We start from the raw sequence: 13,535 nt of genomic DNA, 5'->3' as shown, positions 1-13,535 counted from the left end.
CTACTCCTGCCAGTTCTTGCCGCGGTTGCGGCGGATGGTCTGCGTGATGTGGCCGGGCATCAGCCAGGCGGTGTTGGCCGAGTAGTGCTGGCGGACCGCGTCGAGGGCCTCGCCGAAGGTCCAGCGCTGACGGCGGCCTGCGTCGCCCCAGGCGCCGACGGTGGCGTTGTCGACGGTGCGGTTGTCGTAGGCGGTGATGACCTGCAGGAGCGTGACGAGCTCGTCGTTGGTGAGCCCGTGCGGCGGGTTGTCGCCCGGGGCGGTGGGCAGGTTGGGGGTCACGAAACTTCTCCAAGGAGTGGGGGTTGGTATGCGGCAGGCGATTTCGGGGCGTGCGCACTGCCGCCTGGAAGCGCTCTGGGAGGCCGCATGGGACCGGATGGGACTCCGGTATTGGGTGGGCCGCCGAAAGCGTTCAGGATTGCGGGATTTGGATTCGTCTTGAAACGCTCGAGGTCAGCGATCTTCTGATCGCGACCATTGGCGGCGGGCCCGCGATTGCCGGTGCCTCGTGTGGGCAGCGGTTCGTCGGACCAGCGTTCCTGGTTGAGCCATGTCGCGGCGTGGCAGGTGAATTCGGCGTTGCGGTTGGGGTCCTCGGCATAGCGGCGGGCGGCGGCCAGGAGGACGGCGGGGTCGGTGGTCTTGATCGCCTTCGCGTACGCCTTCACGGCCGCACCTCTGGCGGTCCGTCGGGGGTATGCGGCCCAGAAGTCAGCGAACCCTCGCGGGTCGCCCGGCTTTGTCCGTGCCTTCGCCCCAGAGCCTCGGGCGGGCGGGGTGACGTTCGGCGGCGCAGCCGTTGAACAAGAGTTCTCCGTAGGAGAACTCTCTTCTCCTCTGTTCCTCTGTTCCCCTGTTCCAGGCGCGAGGGTCTCATTAGATTCTCGCGAGGATGTAGTGAGACCCTCGCGAGTTACAGCATTCTCGCTGGTAGGGACCGGATAGCGCGGATTGTTCGGGTTCACCACTCGCTGATGCTTCGACCACCCGGTGATGAACAGGAACGCCTTGCCGTCCACCGAGTAGCGCTGAATCAAGCCTCGCTCGACGAACAAATTCAGGGCCGTCGAGACTCTATTGAGAGTCTCGCTAGGGTCTCGTTCCATGTCGCTCGCGAACAGGTCGGCGCAAATCGAGGCGAGCTTGTCGAGGCCGACGCCGTTGTCGTCCACGTACGACCACAGGCCGATGAACACCAGCCGGTGATGCCAGTCCAGTGCGTCGATATCGTCGGACCGCCAGAACTCCGGCTTGATCGAACGGATGCGCATCTACGCGACACCCCCGAGGACCTGGTCGCCCTCGCCGACGGACGCCTCAGCCTTCCGGAACGCCCGGAACACACCGGATTTCGACATATCGAGGTACTCGCCGATCTCGGCGAGAGACAGCCCATAGCGGCGGGCGAGCTGCATGTAGCGGATCTTGTTGAGGGCGGCGGCCTGCTCTGCCTTGCGGCAGGCGTCGAGCATGGCTGCCAGATAGTCGTGCGCCTCGTCGGGCGAAATGCCCGCGGGCAGATCGGAATTCATCGAGTCACCTCCAGATCGAATAGAGGGATTTCGGACGCGGCCCGGCGGGCGTCCTCACGCTCATGGCGTGCACATACCGGGCCCAGCCCACGCGCTGCCGATTCCGCGGATACGAGCCAGCCGCCACAGCGGCGGCACTGGCGTGCGATCCGCTCGTTGTCGCCGAGCTCGACCGCGGTCACGCCGCCGCCTCAGCGACGCGGCGCAGTTTCGTGCGCCGATAGTGCAATGTCCGGCGGTTGACGCCGTCGCCCAGATCGACGCCAGCGAAGATGCCGTGGCTAACGCCGTTGTCGACCGCGGCCTGCGCGCAGCGGCGCCGCACCGGGCACCCCTCGCACACCTGAATCAACCTCTGCACCAACGCCTGTCGACGCCTATTGGTACTGCGGCCAGGAGGGAAGAACGCCTCCGTGGGGGCACCAGCGCACGCCGCGTAATCACGCCACATCACGCCACCGCCCAACGGTCGAGGCCGGCGGGCGGGCGTCGGGAACGTAAGGTGCACTCACTGCGCACGGCCTTCGGCCTTCGCCCGCTCCGCGGCCAGCGCGTCGGCGAGCTCGGCGATGAGAGTGTCCGCCTCATCGATGGTGAGCTTGCCCGGGACTGGGACAGGCTTTCCCAGGATGCGGGCCGCGAGGTCACGCTGGTCGGCCTCGTCGATGACGCCCAACGCGGCCATGAGCTCGCCGATTCGCGCAGACTGCTCGGCCGTTATCAGCTTCGGGGCGGCGGCCTTCTGCGCGGGGCGCTGCTTCGGTGGATCGCTCTCGGTAGAGGCCTTGGCCGACTCTGTGACCTGCGTAGGTTCCGGTTTTGTGCCCGGATTGGAGGCGGTGTGGGAACTGCCGATGTAGCGGACGTAGACGACGCCCTCCCGTCCTGCGGCCTCGTATTCGCCCACGGGAAACGCCTTGTTTTGGCCGCGGTTGATTCGGGAGGCGATGGCATACACGCTTTTGGGGCTGAGCGAACCCGGCCAAACTGCCCATTGGCCGGGGTTGCTGCGCAGCGCCTGGGCGAATTGAACGGAAACGTCGTGTTTTCCGTAGTGCCCTCGGCGCGGGGGGATTTCGCTGACGAACTGCGGCTGTTCGCTCATCGCGCACCGCCTTGTGACGCGCCGGTGATCCGGTCCCACCAGCGCTCGACCCACAGCGCATCTCCGAGCGCGGTGTGCTTGTCGGCGTCGCCGGGCTGCACGACGTCGCACGCCTGGGAGACCTCACCGGATTTCCACGGCAGGTCCAGCGCCGCCGGCCTGGTGGCCCCGAGCGGAGTCAGCTCGATGAGCCCGTCGAGGTCCGGGGCGGTGCTGTACGTGGAGAGCCCGTGCAGCCAGCCCATCGCGAAGGTCTTGATGTCGACCGGGGTGTAGTGCCAGGACGGCGCGAGTTCGTGGCGGCGCAGCATCGGCGCGAGGGTGCCGAGGTCGAATCCCGGGTTCACGCCGAACACGGTCGCGCCGCGCGTCCAGCGCTCGACGATCCACGCGGCAGACTGCTCGTCCTCGACCCGCTCGCCCGGATCCAGCGCGATCATGCGCGGCCATGGATTATTCGTGTCCAGGGGCGCGCGGTACTGCGGGTGCCGTTGGTAGAAGCGGCCGATCCGCAGCGCTTCGGCCTCCGCGCCGGACAGGTCGACGCCCCAGATGAACATGCTCATCTCGCGCCGCTCCGCACCGTCGCGGCGGATCATGGCGATTTCCCACGGGCGGCGCTCAGCGTGCAGCCCGGTCGTCTCGGTGTCGAGGAATACGACCGGCGTAGTGGCGTGCTCCTGTTGTGCGGCAGCGTCTTTCGGTGACCGCTGCGTGTTCCCGGTATCGCTCACCGGTGTTCCTCCCGAATGAATGCCCATACGGGCTGATGGATTTGATGAATCGCGCCGGGCTCCTCGCCCGGGTGCGCTGCTCATGCCGCCGCCGCGAGTGGCAGGTCGAGCAGGCGGTCCGCCCTGGCTCGCTGGATGAACTCGCGGTTCGGGATCGACTTGAGCACTGCGAGTGAGATACCGGTCCGGTCCGAGAACTTCGGATAGGTCCAGCCGAACTCGGCGCGGAGCTTGCTCAGGTGCGCAGCGACCGGGGCAGCGTCGACCAGGTCCCTGATGCAGGGCTGGCACCGGATCGCGTGGGGCGAGCGGGTGAGGAACTCGCGCCCGCACGGGCATGTCACAGTCCGGGTGGGTTTGGCGGTCGTCGTCTCCGCCGTCGACGGCAGGCGATCGAGGCCGACGTAGGCGCGCAGCTGTTTTCGCTCCCGGATGCGGTTCACGCGATAGCCCGCGCGGATCCCCCACCGCTCACCGCGCTTCGCCGCCGCCGTCCCGCACTCGAGCCGGATCTCGCACCGCGTCACGCAGATCTCTTTCGCGGCGAACTCGGCCTGCTTGTCGCCCTCGGCGTCCCACAACCTAGGATCGACGCCAGGCGCATTGCAGGCCGGACGCTTCTCTCCGCTCAACGCGCCACCTCCCGCGCGCCGACGGCCAGCAGCTCGATCGCCTTGCGGACACGGTCGGCGAACTTCGGAAGTCCTTCGAAATCAAGGTCTTTCGCCAGCTCGTCGAGCACGGTGACCGCCATGACGTCGAGCACAGACACGGCGTCAGCGGACGCGGGCCCGGGCGTGGGGAACGGAATCGGCGCGCTCACTTGGCCTCCCAGGCGGCCGGCGCTTCGGCCTGCGTCACTTCCGCCTGGACGCGGTCCGATGCGGCGATCGCCCGGGCGGCTTCCGCCTCGAACTCAGCGCGGTCGGCGATGTACCAGACCCCGACGCGCTCCGCATCCAGGCCGGGAAGCCGACCGCGGAACATGCGCATGCCCGGCAGAGTCTCCTCGTCTTCGAGGCCGAGCAGGGCCGCCCACTGTTCAGCGACGGCCGCCGGATCGGAATAGCGCCCCGCTTCAACCATTCCGCGCAGCTCGAGGTGTCCGCAGGTGAACAACATGTGCCACCACAGCGCAGGCGCGTCCGGCGCGAGCGAATTCATGAACTCGGAAACAGCGGGCTGGATCGCGGCCTGAAAGGCCCAGTGGTCCACGGTGATCGGTGCCTGATTCACCAGGTCACCGCCTGTCCGCTGTCGGCCAGCCCAGCGCGGCCCGTCCAGGCCGGATCCATGAAGTCCGACTTCAGCGCGCCGCCGCGAACGAGCGACTGCTGCTCGGCCTTGGCCGCGGCGACGTACCTCTCGTTCCGCTCGTCGTAGATGGCGAACGGGTCGGTCACCGCCTCGGCCGCGGCGCGGCGCGCCTGCTCCTCGATCTGCGCCGCGATATCGGCGCGGCGGCGCAGGGGCCACCAACGGTTGCCCTGCTTGCGATGCTTTCCCATGTAGCATTCCTTTCGCTCACTGGAATGCATCCCGCGAGATTGGAGCTCGCGGGATGCTTCATTTCAGGGGTTGGACAGGGCAGTCGCCGCCGGGCAGTCATCACCGGCGGCGGGCGACCCGGACCCCGAGACCGGGCTCGGAGACGACTTGATGCCGAGCAGCTGCAGAACAGCGCCGGTGATATTCCTGATCACGCGGGGCACCAGGATTTGGCCGGCCATGGCCGCGCTGGTGTCGAGGATGTCGGCGACGAGCGCGAACTCTTCGGGCTCGAGGGGTTCGGGAAGTGGCAGCGCGGTCAGCGGCTGATGCAGCCGTCCGTGTGCCTCGACGCCAGCCTCGTAGGCGAGGTACCAGGGGGTGTGGGTGCTCATCGCCGACCACCCACGCCCGCGACGATGAGGCCAGCCAGGCCCAGGGCGATGGCAACGATTGCGACGCAGAGCGAGTCGATCACAGCGGCGCTCCCCAGCAGGTCAGCCACATGCCGGTCAGCCAGCCGCTGGCGACGATCAGCAGCGCGATGAAGTCCCAGCCGAGGATGGCGGCCGTGTCCGGGACACGATGCGAGCGAGTGTGATTCACGACGCCCCCTCACCGGTCGCCGGAGCGTCATCGGCTCCGACGACCGGGGGCTCTCCTACTGTTGGGGTGCTCGATACACCAACCTGTGAAGGAGAAGACTCATGTCCAACCAGCATTTCGACTGGAGCACCGTCGATCCCGCCGAGTCCCCGATCACCTACGAGATCAAGACCAAGGTGGACGCTGCCATCGCCGAGCACGGGACGCTCGGGGGCGTCCAGGCCGGACTGTCCGGACTCATCGCGGCCGTCCACCGGCTCGAGGGGGAGATCCGCAGCCGCAACCAGGCCGACTGACAACCCCGCGAGTTTGAGATCGTCGAACAGCTTCGCCGTGACGGGAAGCTGTTCGCGGTTTCCACCACCAGTGAACTCCCCGAACGTCGCGCCCAGACTTTCCGCGACACCCAAGGCCACGCGGCGGTCCCAATCCGCGATCTCCTCACGTACGATCCGACGCACATCGGCCTCGGTGAGGACCGCGGCGGTGTCCACATCCATATACGGCTGAGTGTGATTCACCGCGACCGCCTACCCGCCGAGGCCACCAGGCGGAACAGCGGAATCAGCGCCCCGAACAGCAGCGACCACACGGTCACGAAGGTCACCATGCCGGTCACGCGTCAGCTCCGAACGGCCACGATCCGATCGGGGTTTGCAGGGGCAGGGTTTCGGGAATCGGCCGCGGGGCCAGGTGGAGCAGTATGCAAATCCAGGCGAGCAAGTCCATTGCAATCTCTCTGTCTGCGTTGGGATTTGGGAACTAGTTGAATGACGCAAGGGCGGCAGGACCCACCGACAGGCAGGTCAGGACGCCAGCCCGGTGCTCGTGGACGCTTGGGCATCGACCCATGCGTTGACGTCTTCCCAGCGGTAGAGCACTCGACGACCGAGCTTTCGAAACACGGGGCCTTCGCCGCGGTAGCGGAGCTGCGCAAGCGCGGCGGGTGTGGTGCGGAGCGTGGCGGCAACTTCGGCCGAAGTGGCTAGAGAGAGCCCGGCGTCGCTCATTTCGCACCGCGCTGCGCCCGGACGTTTGCCAGCTCAGGGAGCAGTGCCGTCGCCGGAACATCGAGGGCGCTGGCAAGTGCCATCAGCTGCTCAACTGTCGCGGAACGCTCGCCGTTCTCCAATCGGCCTACCGTTCCGACACTGAGGCCGGACTGGGCAGCGATGGACTTGCGCGTGCGGCGCTGGCGGGCCCTTTCGGCTCGGAGTCCTGCGGCAATCCGTGCCGCGTAGTTGATCATCACGCAGGCCATCTTGCGCCCCAATTGGAGCGATGTCAAACCCGAACGGGGCGAAATTTGCTCCAGGTTTTCCACTACCGGGGCACTTGAAATCGCTCCATTCAGGGGTCAAAATGACCACAATGGAGATCAGACGCACCCAAACGGGCATCACAGTAGATCAGGCCCGACGTGCCGTAGCGGCTCACCTTCGCGCAGAGCGCGCAAGGATGGACCTCACGCAAACACAGTTCGCCGAGCGAACCGGATTGAGCACCAACACCATTCGACGCATGGAGAACTGCGAGCGCGCAATGACACTGGACCAGCTCGTAGCAATATCAGGCCTGCTGGGCGTCTCCCCGGGCGCATTTCTGGACGCAGCCCAGGCCAGCTTGCGCGAGTAGATGGCTGGGCTGCACTCCCAGCTCCGCAGCCATCACAAGAATCCCCTCGGCAACCCGCGGGATCTCAAGCGGACTGTTGGTGTCATTCCCGAACGTCATACCCACACGATCACGTCCTCGCTACTTCCCAACCCACCACGACTGGCCGGCCAGATCCCCTCCAGCCCAACGCCATGAGGTCGAACATACATTCGGCTTCATTAAAAAGGAAGTAAAGCAATCAAATTGGGCAAACATTCAGCAGGCGACAACCGAACGGTCAACTGTCACAACCGATGATCGAGTAGATCGGAGTAGTCCGCATGGCAACCGTTGAGCCCTACGAGACGAGCAAGGGCAAGCGATACATGGTCCGGTACAGGAAACCGGACGGCAAGCCGACCAAGAAGCGTGGCTTCCGACGCAAGATCGACGCCGAGAAGTTCATGGCCACAGTCGAAGTCCAGAAGATGACCGGCGAATACATCGCGCCATCGATGGGACGGGCAACTGTCGCCGACGTCGGCGAGAAGTGGCTACCCCGGCAAGTGCACACCAAGGACTCGTGGTCAGAGCGCGTCGAGTCCATATGGCGTGTGCACGTCAAACCATATTGGGGCACAAGGCAAGTCGCCTCGATCGTCCGGCCCGAGATTCGGGACTGGATCGCCGGAATCGACCGCGCACCCTCGACGATCGAGGACATCCACGGCGTCCTGCTGGCCGTCCTCGATGAGGCCGTGGACGAGCGGCGAATCCCCGCGAACCCGGCCGCGGGCGTTCCGCTCCCCCGCCGGGTGCCGGTCGATCACGTCTACCTCACGCACGACCAGGTGGCCACCCTCGCGAATGAATGCAGCAAGGGGACCGAGATCGTCATGCTGCTCGCCTATTCCGGCATGCGATGGGGCGAGATGGCCGCCCTGCGCCCGCGAGACGTCGATCTCGACCGCCGGCGCATCCGCATCGCCCGGTCGGCGTCGAAGGTGAACTCACGCAGTGTGATCGGCACGACGAAAACGTGGGAACAGCGGACCATCGCGGTGCCCGTCGAGGTCGCCGAGCTCCTGGGCCCGGCGGTCAAGGCTCAGAAGAACCCGACCGGGCTCATATGGTCACGCGAGGATGGAACGCCGATCCGCCCGCCGACGACAACCCACTGGTTCTCGAAGGCAGTCGGGCGGTGCATCGCCGCGTCGGTGCCGCGTGACGATGACGGTAACGAGACCGGCCTGGCGACCTTCCCCCGCGTGACTGCGCACCAGCTGCGCCACACCGCGGCGTCGCTCATGATCGCCAGCGGTGCGCATGTGAAGACCATCCAGCGTCAGCTCGGGCACAAGTCCGCGACGATGACACTCGACAACTACGGGCACCTGTTCGACGACGATCTCGACGAGGTGGCCGACCGGATGGGCACGGGTTTCCGAGCCGCCGCCGAGCGGCGTGCCCAAAATGTGCCCACGGCACCACACCTCAGGATTGTCGGCGCATGAAAAAGCCCCCTGACCTGGATTCCAGATCAGGGGGCTTGAGTGGAGCTGCCGGGAATCGAACCCGGGTCCTCCGCCGCATCTTCAGGGCTTCTCCGTGTGCAGTTCGCTATGCCTCTGCTCGGATCTCTCGGTCACGCGAACAAGCCGAGATGACGATCCCAGTCGCTGTTAGGTGTCCCGTCCGGCGCCGCGACCGCGTCGGACGGTAGAGCCCTCTAGCTGATGCCAGGGACCGGGTCGAGGGCGAACCCGGGCTGACAGACACGCTTCGTTGCTTAGGCAGCGAGAGCGTAGTCGCGCTGATGAGAATCGGCGCTTATAGGGTTACAGCGACGCTTATACGGTGGTCTCCTGCCTGCACCGACACGCTTCCCCTGAATCAACGTACGCAGTCGAAACCGTTCAGCCCCGTCTGTGTTCACCGATTCAGATGAACTACCCGGCTCTCACCGGGCTACCTATCCTAACACCGAACAAACCTTGGTTCATTCCATTAACGCGCCGTCAGCCCGGGGTTCCCGGGATCAGCCGCGCATGCCCTTGATGCGGCGGCCGAGTTCGCGGGTGACCTCGCGTTCGGCGTCGCGTCGGGCCAGGTCCTGGCGCTTGTCGTAGTCCTGCTTGCCCTTGGCCAGGGCCAGTTCGACCTTGACCTTGCCGTCGGAGAAGTACATCGACAGCGGGACCAGGGTCAGGCTCGACTCCTTGGTCTTGCCGAGCAGCTTGTCGATCTCGCGGCGGTGCAGCAGCAACTTTCGGGTGCGGCGCGGCGCGTGGTTGGTCCAGGTGCCGTGCCCGTACTCGGGTACGTGCAGGCCGCGCAGCCACACCTCGCCGTCGTCGATGGAGGCGTAGGCGTCGACCAGCGAGGCCTTGCCCTCGCGCAGGCTCTTCACCTCGGTACCGACCAGCGCGACCCCGGCCTCGTAGGTCTCGAGGATCGCGTAGTTGTGCCGCGCCTTCTTGTTGCTGGCGATGACCTTGCGCCCCTTTTCCTTCATTTCTCCTCTATCGTCCCGTCGCTGCCCGGACTGCCCAACCAGCTTACGGATGCTCCGTCCCGAACCCGCACGGTGACGGAATCGGGCCTCGTTGTTCAACCACGCCGGCTGGCATCTTGTTCCGGTGGCCGGGACGCGCCCAGCCCGTCCCGGCGGGCCCGGTGTTAGTCATGAGAACAGCGCTGGCGTGAGCCAGTTCACAGCGACTCTCCTCGAAAGGACTTCCGTGCATACGGCTTTCATCCGCATCAAGGTCGATCCCGTGGCAGCCGACCGGGTCGCGCAGGCGATGCTGACGCTGACCGCGCCCACCCTCGCCGAACCGGGCTGCCACACCTACGAGTTCTACCGCGACCAGGACGACCCGTCACTGTTCCTGTGCTTCGAGCACTGGGATTCACGCCAGGCGCTGGACGCTCACGGCTCGACTCCGCACGTGCAGGCCTTCCTCAGCGAGTTCGGGCCGCACATCCAGGTGTGGGAGCAGAACCACACGACCGCGCTGGCCTGAACCGGTCCCGGCCGGAGCGGGACGTTCCGGCCGCGGCGGTGCCGTGCCCTTCGCTGCTCGTACTGCTCAGACATTCTCCCGCGAGTCGAGGACGACCTTGGTGCCCGGAGCGGCCGCGACCTGCAGGGTCCGCAGGCGCAGCAGGACCGGGTTGTCCGCCAGGAGCTTCGCGGTATTGGCCAGCGAGCGCAGGGCGGCAGCCTCGGCGCGGGCGCGCTCGAGTTCGGCGCGGCCGCGTTCGCGCGCCAGCACCGTTTCGAGGGCGGCCTTACGGAGCTCGCCCGGGAGCATGAGGTCCTTGGCGCGGAGGCTCTCGACGCGAATGCCGAGGCGTTCCACGGCGGCCGCCACGCGCTCGGTGCCCGCGCCGAGCCGGGTGCGGTCGGCGACCAGCTCGTCGAGGGTGTGCGCGGCCACGAGATCGCGAGCGACCTCCTGGACCGTCGTGTAGAGCACCGTCTCCGCGGACTGGGCGCCGGTGATGAAGGTCACCGGATCGGTGACCACCCAGTCGCCGACGAAGCTGACGCGCAGCGACAGACCGTCGCGGGTCAGCAGCTCCTGGCCGCCGACCTGCAGCAGACGCGGGCGCATATCGACCGTGACCAGGGTGCAGCGTTCCTTGTTGTAGCGGTGCCGGCCGGGGCCGAGAACCTCCCGCAGGGTGCCGTCCTCGAATCGCAGCGTGCGCTGGTATTCCATGACCGTCTTGTATTCCATGACCGTCGTGAACATGTGTATCTCCTTCCCCCACAGTGGTTTCGGCGTGACCGGACACGCCTCGCCCGGTCACGGGACCGCGGCGGGGGCGTCCCCCGACCGAAGTCGGGGAGCCCGCAGGGCCACGGCACCGCACCCGACCGGGCGAGGCGTACCGGTGAAGGGAATCGAACCCCGGCAGATTTGTTCTGCGCCAACCTGAATGACGTGGCCGCTCTCGAACGGGGAATACGATCCGGAGATTCCGGGGCACCCCTCGAACGACCGGGACCCACGGTAGCCACGGTATCGCGGTGCACGCCAATGATTTTCGGGCTCGGGATGGACGCTGAGATGCAGAAAGGCCCTTCAGCATTTGCTGAAGGGCCTTTCTCAGTAGTCCCGACGGGATTTGAACCCGCGCTACCGCCTTGAGAGGGCGGCGTCCTAGGCCGCTAGACGACGGGACCAGGTCGCTCGCTGCGATCCGTGGACCGCGGCAGCTCCGAAAGCTTATCGTGCCGCCGCCCAGCAACCAAATCGCCTGCTAATGGACGTGCGCGAGGTCATTTCCGGACACCGATCACTGGTAGTCGGGCGGGAGCTCGTCGAAGTCCGGTGGCGCTTCGTCGGGCCAGGGGATCTCGTCGGCGGGAGTGAGGGTGGCCGGGCTCGGTTTCGGCGCAGCGGCCGGCGCCGCGCCGAACCGCGGGGAGCGCCGCTCAGGGACCGCGGATTGCGGGCTCGCACTCGAGGCCGCGGACCGAGATCCCTGGGACGAGGCCGCCGACCGGCCGGTCGGCGTGGCGACCGCGGAGCCGGAAGCCGGTGCGGAGCTTGATGCTTCGGTGCTCGAACCGCCGGCGGCGATCACTTCCAGCACGCCCTCACCGTATTTGGCGCGCTTGTTCTCCCCGATGCCGGAGATGCCCGCGAGGTCGGACAGGGTGGCGGGTTTGCGGGTGGCGATCTCGCGGAGGGTGGCGTCGTGGAAGACCACGTAGGCGGGGACGCCCTGCTCCTTGGCGGTGGCCGCGCGCCAGGCGCGGAGCTTTTCGAACAGGTCGGTGTCGGACTGGCTCAGGTCGCCGGCGGCCAGGCGAGATGCCTTGGCGGGCTTGGCGGTTCGGGCGGCCTTGGCGCGTTCGGGCTCACGCCGGAACATGACCTGGCGCTTCTCGAACAGCACCTGGTTGCTGGCGTCGGTGAGGGTGAGCACACCGTAGTCGCCGTGCACGGCGAGCAGACCCTGGGCCAGCAGCTGGCGGACGACGCCGCGCCACTCGATATCGCGCAGCTCGGTGCCGATGCCGAACACCTTCAGCTCATGGTGGGCGTGCTGCTCCACCTTGGGATTGCGCTTGCCGATCAGGATGTCCACAATATGGCCCGCGCCGAAGCTCTGACCGCGTTCGCGTTTGAGCCGCAGCACGGTGGAGAGCACTTTCTGGGCGGGCACAGTGCCGTCCCACGCCTCGGGTGCGTTGAGGCAGGTGTCGCAGTTGCCGCAGCGCTCACCCTGCTGACCGAAGTAGGCCAGTAGCTGGACGCGGCGGCACTGCACGGTTTCGCAGAGCGCGAGCATGGCGTCCAGGTGCAGTTGCAGCTGGCGGCGGTGCATGGCGTCGCCGTCGGAGGAGTCGATCATCTTCCGTTGCTGCACAACATCACTGAGGCCGTACACCATCCAGGCGGTGGACGGCTGCCCGTCGCGCCCGGCACGGCCGGTCTCCTGGTAGTAGCCCTCGACCGACTTGGGCAGATCCAGGTGTGCGACGAAGCGCACGTCCGGCTTGTCGATGCCCATGCCGAACGCGATGGTGGCGACCACCACGAGCCCGTCCTCGCGCAGGAACCGCGCCTGGTTGGCCGCGCGGGTGCGATTGTCCAGCCCCGCGTGGTACGGCACGGCTTCTACACCATTGGCGGTCAGGAAGGCCGCGGTCTTCTCGACCGAATTGCGCGAGAGGCAGTAGACGATGCCCGCATCGCCGGCGTGCTCGGTCTGGATGAACGAGAGCAGCTGGTGTTCGGGCCGATTCTTGGCCTCGATCCGGTACTGGATATTGGGCCGGTCGAAGCTGGCCACGAAGTGCTTGGCGCGGGTGAGGTCGAGCCGCTCGGCGATCTCCTTGCGGGTGGCCTCGGTCGCGGTAGCGGTGAGCGCGATGCGCGGCACGTCCGGCCAGCGTTCGTGCACCATCGACAGGCCCAGATAGTCGGGCCGGAAGTCGTGGCCCCATTGCGAGACACAGTGCGCCTCGTCGATGGCGAAGACCGAGATCTTGCCCCGATCCAGCAACTGCGCGGTGGACTCCAGCCGCAGCCGCTCCGGTGCGAGGTAGAGCACATCCAGCTCACCCGCCACGAATTGCGCCTCGACCGTGCGCCGTTCGTCGGGGAACTGGGTGGAGTTCAGGAATCCGGCGCGCACGCCGACGGCATTGAGCGCGTCCACCTGGTCCTGCATGAGCGCGATGAGTGGTGAGATCACCACGCCCACGCCCGGCCGCACCAGCGCCGGAATCTGATAGCACAGCGATTTGCCGCCGCCGGTGGGCATGAGCACCAAGGCGTCGCCACCGGCGATCACCTGGTCGACGATGTCCCGCTGCGGCCCGCGAAAACTGTCGTACCCGAACGTCTTTCGCAGCACCTGGTGCGCCGGATCGCTTCCGGCGTCATCCAGGTTTCCGACTACGGTCTCGACCTCCGGCGCACTCACGCCCGCAATCCTACGGACACC

22 protein-coding genes, 1 tRNA gene and 1 other RNA gene are annotated in these 13,535 nt (G+C 66.8%); 4 read left to right on the top strand and 20 right to left on the bottom strand.

Translation table 11 applies throughout. The features are described from left to right. From ACFXIV_RS38580 to ACFXIV_RS38520, 13 genes are all read right to left on the bottom strand, one after another. Entirely contained in the window at positions 1–282 is a 282-nt protein-coding gene (locus ACFXIV_RS38580) for a hypothetical protein (RefSeq protein ID WP_379405235.1), read from the bottom strand. Continuing rightward, the gene (locus tag ACFXIV_RS38575) at positions 279–1,274 is read right to left on the bottom strand and encodes a hypothetical protein (RefSeq protein WP_379405237.1); all 996 of its coding nucleotides are present in this window, start codon (positions 1,272–1,274) and stop codon (positions 279–281) included. The genes ACFXIV_RS38580 and ACFXIV_RS38575 overlap by 4 nt, the downstream gene beginning before the upstream one ends. Beyond that, a complete protein-coding gene (locus ACFXIV_RS38570; protein WP_379405238.1) occupies positions 1,275–1,535 on the bottom strand; it encodes a hypothetical protein in 261 nt (86 codons plus the stop codon). Continuing rightward, positions 1,532–1,717, bottom strand: a complete 186-nt coding sequence (locus ACFXIV_RS38565) for a DUF6011 domain-containing protein (RefSeq protein WP_379405240.1) — start codon at positions 1,715–1,717, stop codon at positions 1,532–1,534. Before ACFXIV_RS38565 ends, ACFXIV_RS38570 begins: the two co-directional genes overlap by 4 nt. Further along, on the bottom strand, positions 1,714–1,986 hold the full coding sequence (locus tag ACFXIV_RS38560; protein WP_379405242.1) for a WhiB family transcriptional regulator: 273 nt from the start codon (positions 1,984–1,986) through the stop codon (positions 1,714–1,716). Before ACFXIV_RS38560 ends, ACFXIV_RS38565 begins: the two co-directional genes overlap by 4 nt. A gap of 57 nt (positions 1,987–2,043) precedes the next feature. Beyond that, positions 2,044–2,640, bottom strand: a complete 597-nt coding sequence (locus ACFXIV_RS38555; RefSeq protein ID WP_379405244.1) for a hypothetical protein — start codon at positions 2,638–2,640, stop codon at positions 2,044–2,046. Beyond that, positions 2,637–3,374, bottom strand: a complete 738-nt coding sequence (locus ACFXIV_RS38550) for a hypothetical protein (RefSeq protein ID WP_379405246.1) — start codon at positions 3,372–3,374, stop codon at positions 2,637–2,639. The genes ACFXIV_RS38555 and ACFXIV_RS38550 overlap by 4 nt, the downstream gene beginning before the upstream one ends. 80 nt (positions 3,375–3,454) lie before the next feature. Continuing rightward, positions 3,455–4,006 (bottom strand): WhiB family transcriptional regulator, encoded by a 552-nt coding sequence (locus ACFXIV_RS38545; protein ID WP_379405248.1) that lies wholly within the window; start codon positions 4,004–4,006, stop codon positions 3,455–3,457. Continuing rightward, a complete protein-coding gene (locus ACFXIV_RS38540; protein WP_379405250.1) occupies positions 4,003–4,197 on the bottom strand; it encodes a hypothetical protein in 195 nt (64 codons plus the stop codon). Before ACFXIV_RS38540 ends, ACFXIV_RS38545 begins: the two co-directional genes overlap by 4 nt. Beyond that, complete coding sequence (locus tag ACFXIV_RS38535; protein WP_379421408.1) at positions 4,194–4,610, bottom strand: hypothetical protein; 417 nt, start codon at positions 4,608–4,610, stop codon at positions 4,194–4,196. The genes ACFXIV_RS38540 and ACFXIV_RS38535 overlap by 4 nt, the downstream gene beginning before the upstream one ends. Next, positions 4,607–4,882: a hypothetical protein gene (locus tag ACFXIV_RS38530; RefSeq protein ID WP_379421407.1), complete on the bottom strand. Its 276-nt coding sequence runs from the start codon at positions 4,880–4,882 to the stop codon at positions 4,607–4,609. Before ACFXIV_RS38530 ends, ACFXIV_RS38535 begins: the two co-directional genes overlap by 4 nt. A gap of 63 nt (positions 4,883–4,945) precedes the next feature. After that, entirely contained in the window at positions 4,946–5,257 is a 312-nt protein-coding gene (locus ACFXIV_RS38525) for a hypothetical protein (protein ID WP_379421406.1), read from the bottom strand. 79 nt (positions 5,258–5,336) lie between these two features. Further along, the gene (locus tag ACFXIV_RS38520; protein WP_379421405.1) at positions 5,337–5,468 is read right to left on the bottom strand and encodes a hypothetical protein; all 132 of its coding nucleotides are present in this window, start codon (positions 5,466–5,468) and stop codon (positions 5,337–5,339) included. 101 nt (positions 5,469–5,569) lie between these two features. On the opposite strand from ACFXIV_RS38520, the gene ACFXIV_RS38515 reads away from it, so the two are divergent. Beyond that, positions 5,570–5,764: a hypothetical protein gene (locus ACFXIV_RS38515; RefSeq protein ID WP_379421404.1), complete on the top strand. Its 195-nt coding sequence runs from the start codon at positions 5,570–5,572 to the stop codon at positions 5,762–5,764. 510 nt (positions 5,765–6,274) lie between these two features. On the opposite strand, the gene ACFXIV_RS38510 is transcribed toward ACFXIV_RS38515, so the two are convergent. After that, positions 6,275–6,478 (bottom strand): helix-turn-helix transcriptional regulator, encoded by a 204-nt coding sequence (locus ACFXIV_RS38510; RefSeq protein ID WP_379401738.1) that lies wholly within the window; start codon positions 6,476–6,478, stop codon positions 6,275–6,277. Next, on the bottom strand, positions 6,475–6,792 hold the full coding sequence (locus tag ACFXIV_RS38505) for a helix-turn-helix domain-containing protein (protein ID WP_379401739.1): 318 nt from the start codon (positions 6,790–6,792) through the stop codon (positions 6,475–6,477). The genes ACFXIV_RS38510 and ACFXIV_RS38505 overlap by 4 nt, the downstream gene beginning before the upstream one ends. On the opposite strand from ACFXIV_RS38505, the gene ACFXIV_RS38500 reads away from it, so the two are divergent. Then, a complete protein-coding gene (locus tag ACFXIV_RS38500) occupies positions 6,750–7,103 on the top strand; it encodes a helix-turn-helix domain-containing protein (protein WP_379421403.1) in 354 nt (117 codons plus the stop codon). The genes ACFXIV_RS38505 and ACFXIV_RS38500 overlap by 43 nt on opposite strands. 302 nt (positions 7,104–7,405) lie before the next feature. Continuing rightward, on the top strand, positions 7,406–8,578 hold the full coding sequence (locus ACFXIV_RS38495) for a tyrosine-type recombinase/integrase (protein WP_379401740.1): 1,173 nt from the start codon (positions 7,406–7,408) through the stop codon (positions 8,576–8,578). Positions 8,579–8,615: 37 nt separating this feature from the next. On the opposite strand, the gene ssrA is transcribed toward ACFXIV_RS38495, so the two are convergent. Together ssrA and smpB are read right to left on the bottom strand one after the other, a co-directional pair. After that, positions 8,616–8,988: a transfer-messenger RNA gene (gene ssrA / locus ACFXIV_RS38490) on the bottom strand. Between the two features lie 114 nt (positions 8,989–9,102). Beyond that, the gene (smpB, locus tag ACFXIV_RS38485; protein ID WP_154787106.1) at positions 9,103–9,579 is read right to left on the bottom strand and encodes an SsrA-binding protein SmpB; all 477 of its coding nucleotides are present in this window, start codon (positions 9,577–9,579) and stop codon (positions 9,103–9,105) included. 226 nt (positions 9,580–9,805) lie between these two features. Here smpB and ACFXIV_RS38480 point away from each other — a divergent pair, with 226 nt between their 5' ends. Next, positions 9,806–10,090, top strand: a complete 285-nt coding sequence (locus ACFXIV_RS38480) for a putative quinol monooxygenase (RefSeq protein WP_379401741.1) — start codon at positions 9,806–9,808, stop codon at positions 10,088–10,090. Positions 10,091–10,156: 66 nt separating this feature from the next. Here ACFXIV_RS38480 and ACFXIV_RS38475 read toward each other — a convergent pair whose 3' ends face one another. From ACFXIV_RS38475 to recQ, 3 genes are all read right to left on the bottom strand, one after another. Then, complete coding sequence (locus tag ACFXIV_RS38475) at positions 10,157–10,825, bottom strand: slipin family protein (protein ID WP_379401742.1); 669 nt, start codon at positions 10,823–10,825, stop codon at positions 10,157–10,159. A gap of 361 nt (positions 10,826–11,186) precedes the next feature. Continuing rightward, a tRNA-Glu gene (locus tag ACFXIV_RS38470) sits at positions 11,187–11,259 on the bottom strand. Positions 11,260–11,372: 113 nt separating this feature from the next. Beyond that, positions 11,373–13,514 carry a DNA helicase RecQ gene (recQ, locus tag ACFXIV_RS38465; protein ID WP_379401743.1) on the bottom strand — a complete coding sequence of 714 codons (2,142 nt, stop codon included), beginning with the start codon at positions 13,512–13,514 and terminating at the stop codon, positions 11,373–11,375. Positions 13,515–13,535: the final 21 nt, after the last annotated feature.

This window comes from Nocardia sp. NPDC059236 (assembly GCF_042754085.1).
GTDB lineage: Bacteria > Actinomycetota > Actinomycetes > Mycobacteriales > Mycobacteriaceae > Nocardia.
The sequence above is the reverse complement of the archived record's forward strand: the minus strand, read 5'-3'. Positions and strand labels throughout refer to the sequence as shown.

Bases quoted from the DNA above. Each gene is read 5' to 3' on its own strand.
- ACFXIV_RS38575 (WP_379405237.1), bottom strand. From the start codon at position 1,274: ATGCGCATCCGTTCGATCAAGCCGGAGTTCTGGCGGTCCGACGATATC.
- ACFXIV_RS38570 (WP_379405238.1), bottom strand. From the start codon at position 1,535: ATGAATTCCGATCTGCCCGCGGGCATTTCGCCCGACGAGGCGCACGAC.
- ACFXIV_RS38560 (WP_379405242.1), bottom strand. From the start codon at position 1,986: ATGTGGCGTGATTACGCGGCGTGCGCTGGTGCCCCCACGGAGGCGTTC.
- ACFXIV_RS38555 (WP_379405244.1), bottom strand. From the start codon at position 2,640: ATGAGCGAACAGCCGCAGTTCGTCAGCGAAATCCCCCCGCGCCGAGGG.
- ACFXIV_RS38530 (WP_379421407.1), bottom strand. From the start codon at position 4,882: ATGGGAAAGCATCGCAAGCAGGGCAACCGTTGGTGGCCCCTGCGCCGC.
- ACFXIV_RS38525 (WP_379421406.1), bottom strand. From the start codon at position 5,257: ATGAGCACCCACACCCCCTGGTACCTCGCCTACGAGGCTGGCGTCGAG.
- ACFXIV_RS38515 (WP_379421404.1), top strand. From the start codon at position 5,570: ATGTCCAACCAGCATTTCGACTGGAGCACCGTCGATCCCGCCGAGTCC.
- ACFXIV_RS38510 (WP_379401738.1), bottom strand. From the start codon at position 6,478: ATGAGCGACGCCGGGCTCTCTCTAGCCACTTCGGCCGAAGTTGCCGCC.
- ACFXIV_RS38500 (WP_379421403.1), top strand. From the start codon at position 6,750: ATGTCAAACCCGAACGGGGCGAAATTTGCTCCAGGTTTTCCACTACCG.
- ACFXIV_RS38495 (WP_379401740.1), top strand. From the start codon at position 7,406: ATGGCAACCGTTGAGCCCTACGAGACGAGCAAGGGCAAGCGATACATG.
- smpB (WP_154787106.1), bottom strand. From the start codon at position 9,579: ATGAAGGAAAAGGGGCGCAAGGTCATCGCCAGCAACAAGAAGGCGCGG.
- ACFXIV_RS38475 (WP_379401742.1), bottom strand. From the start codon at position 10,825: ATGTTCACGACGGTCATGGAATACAAGACGGTCATGGAATACCAGCGC.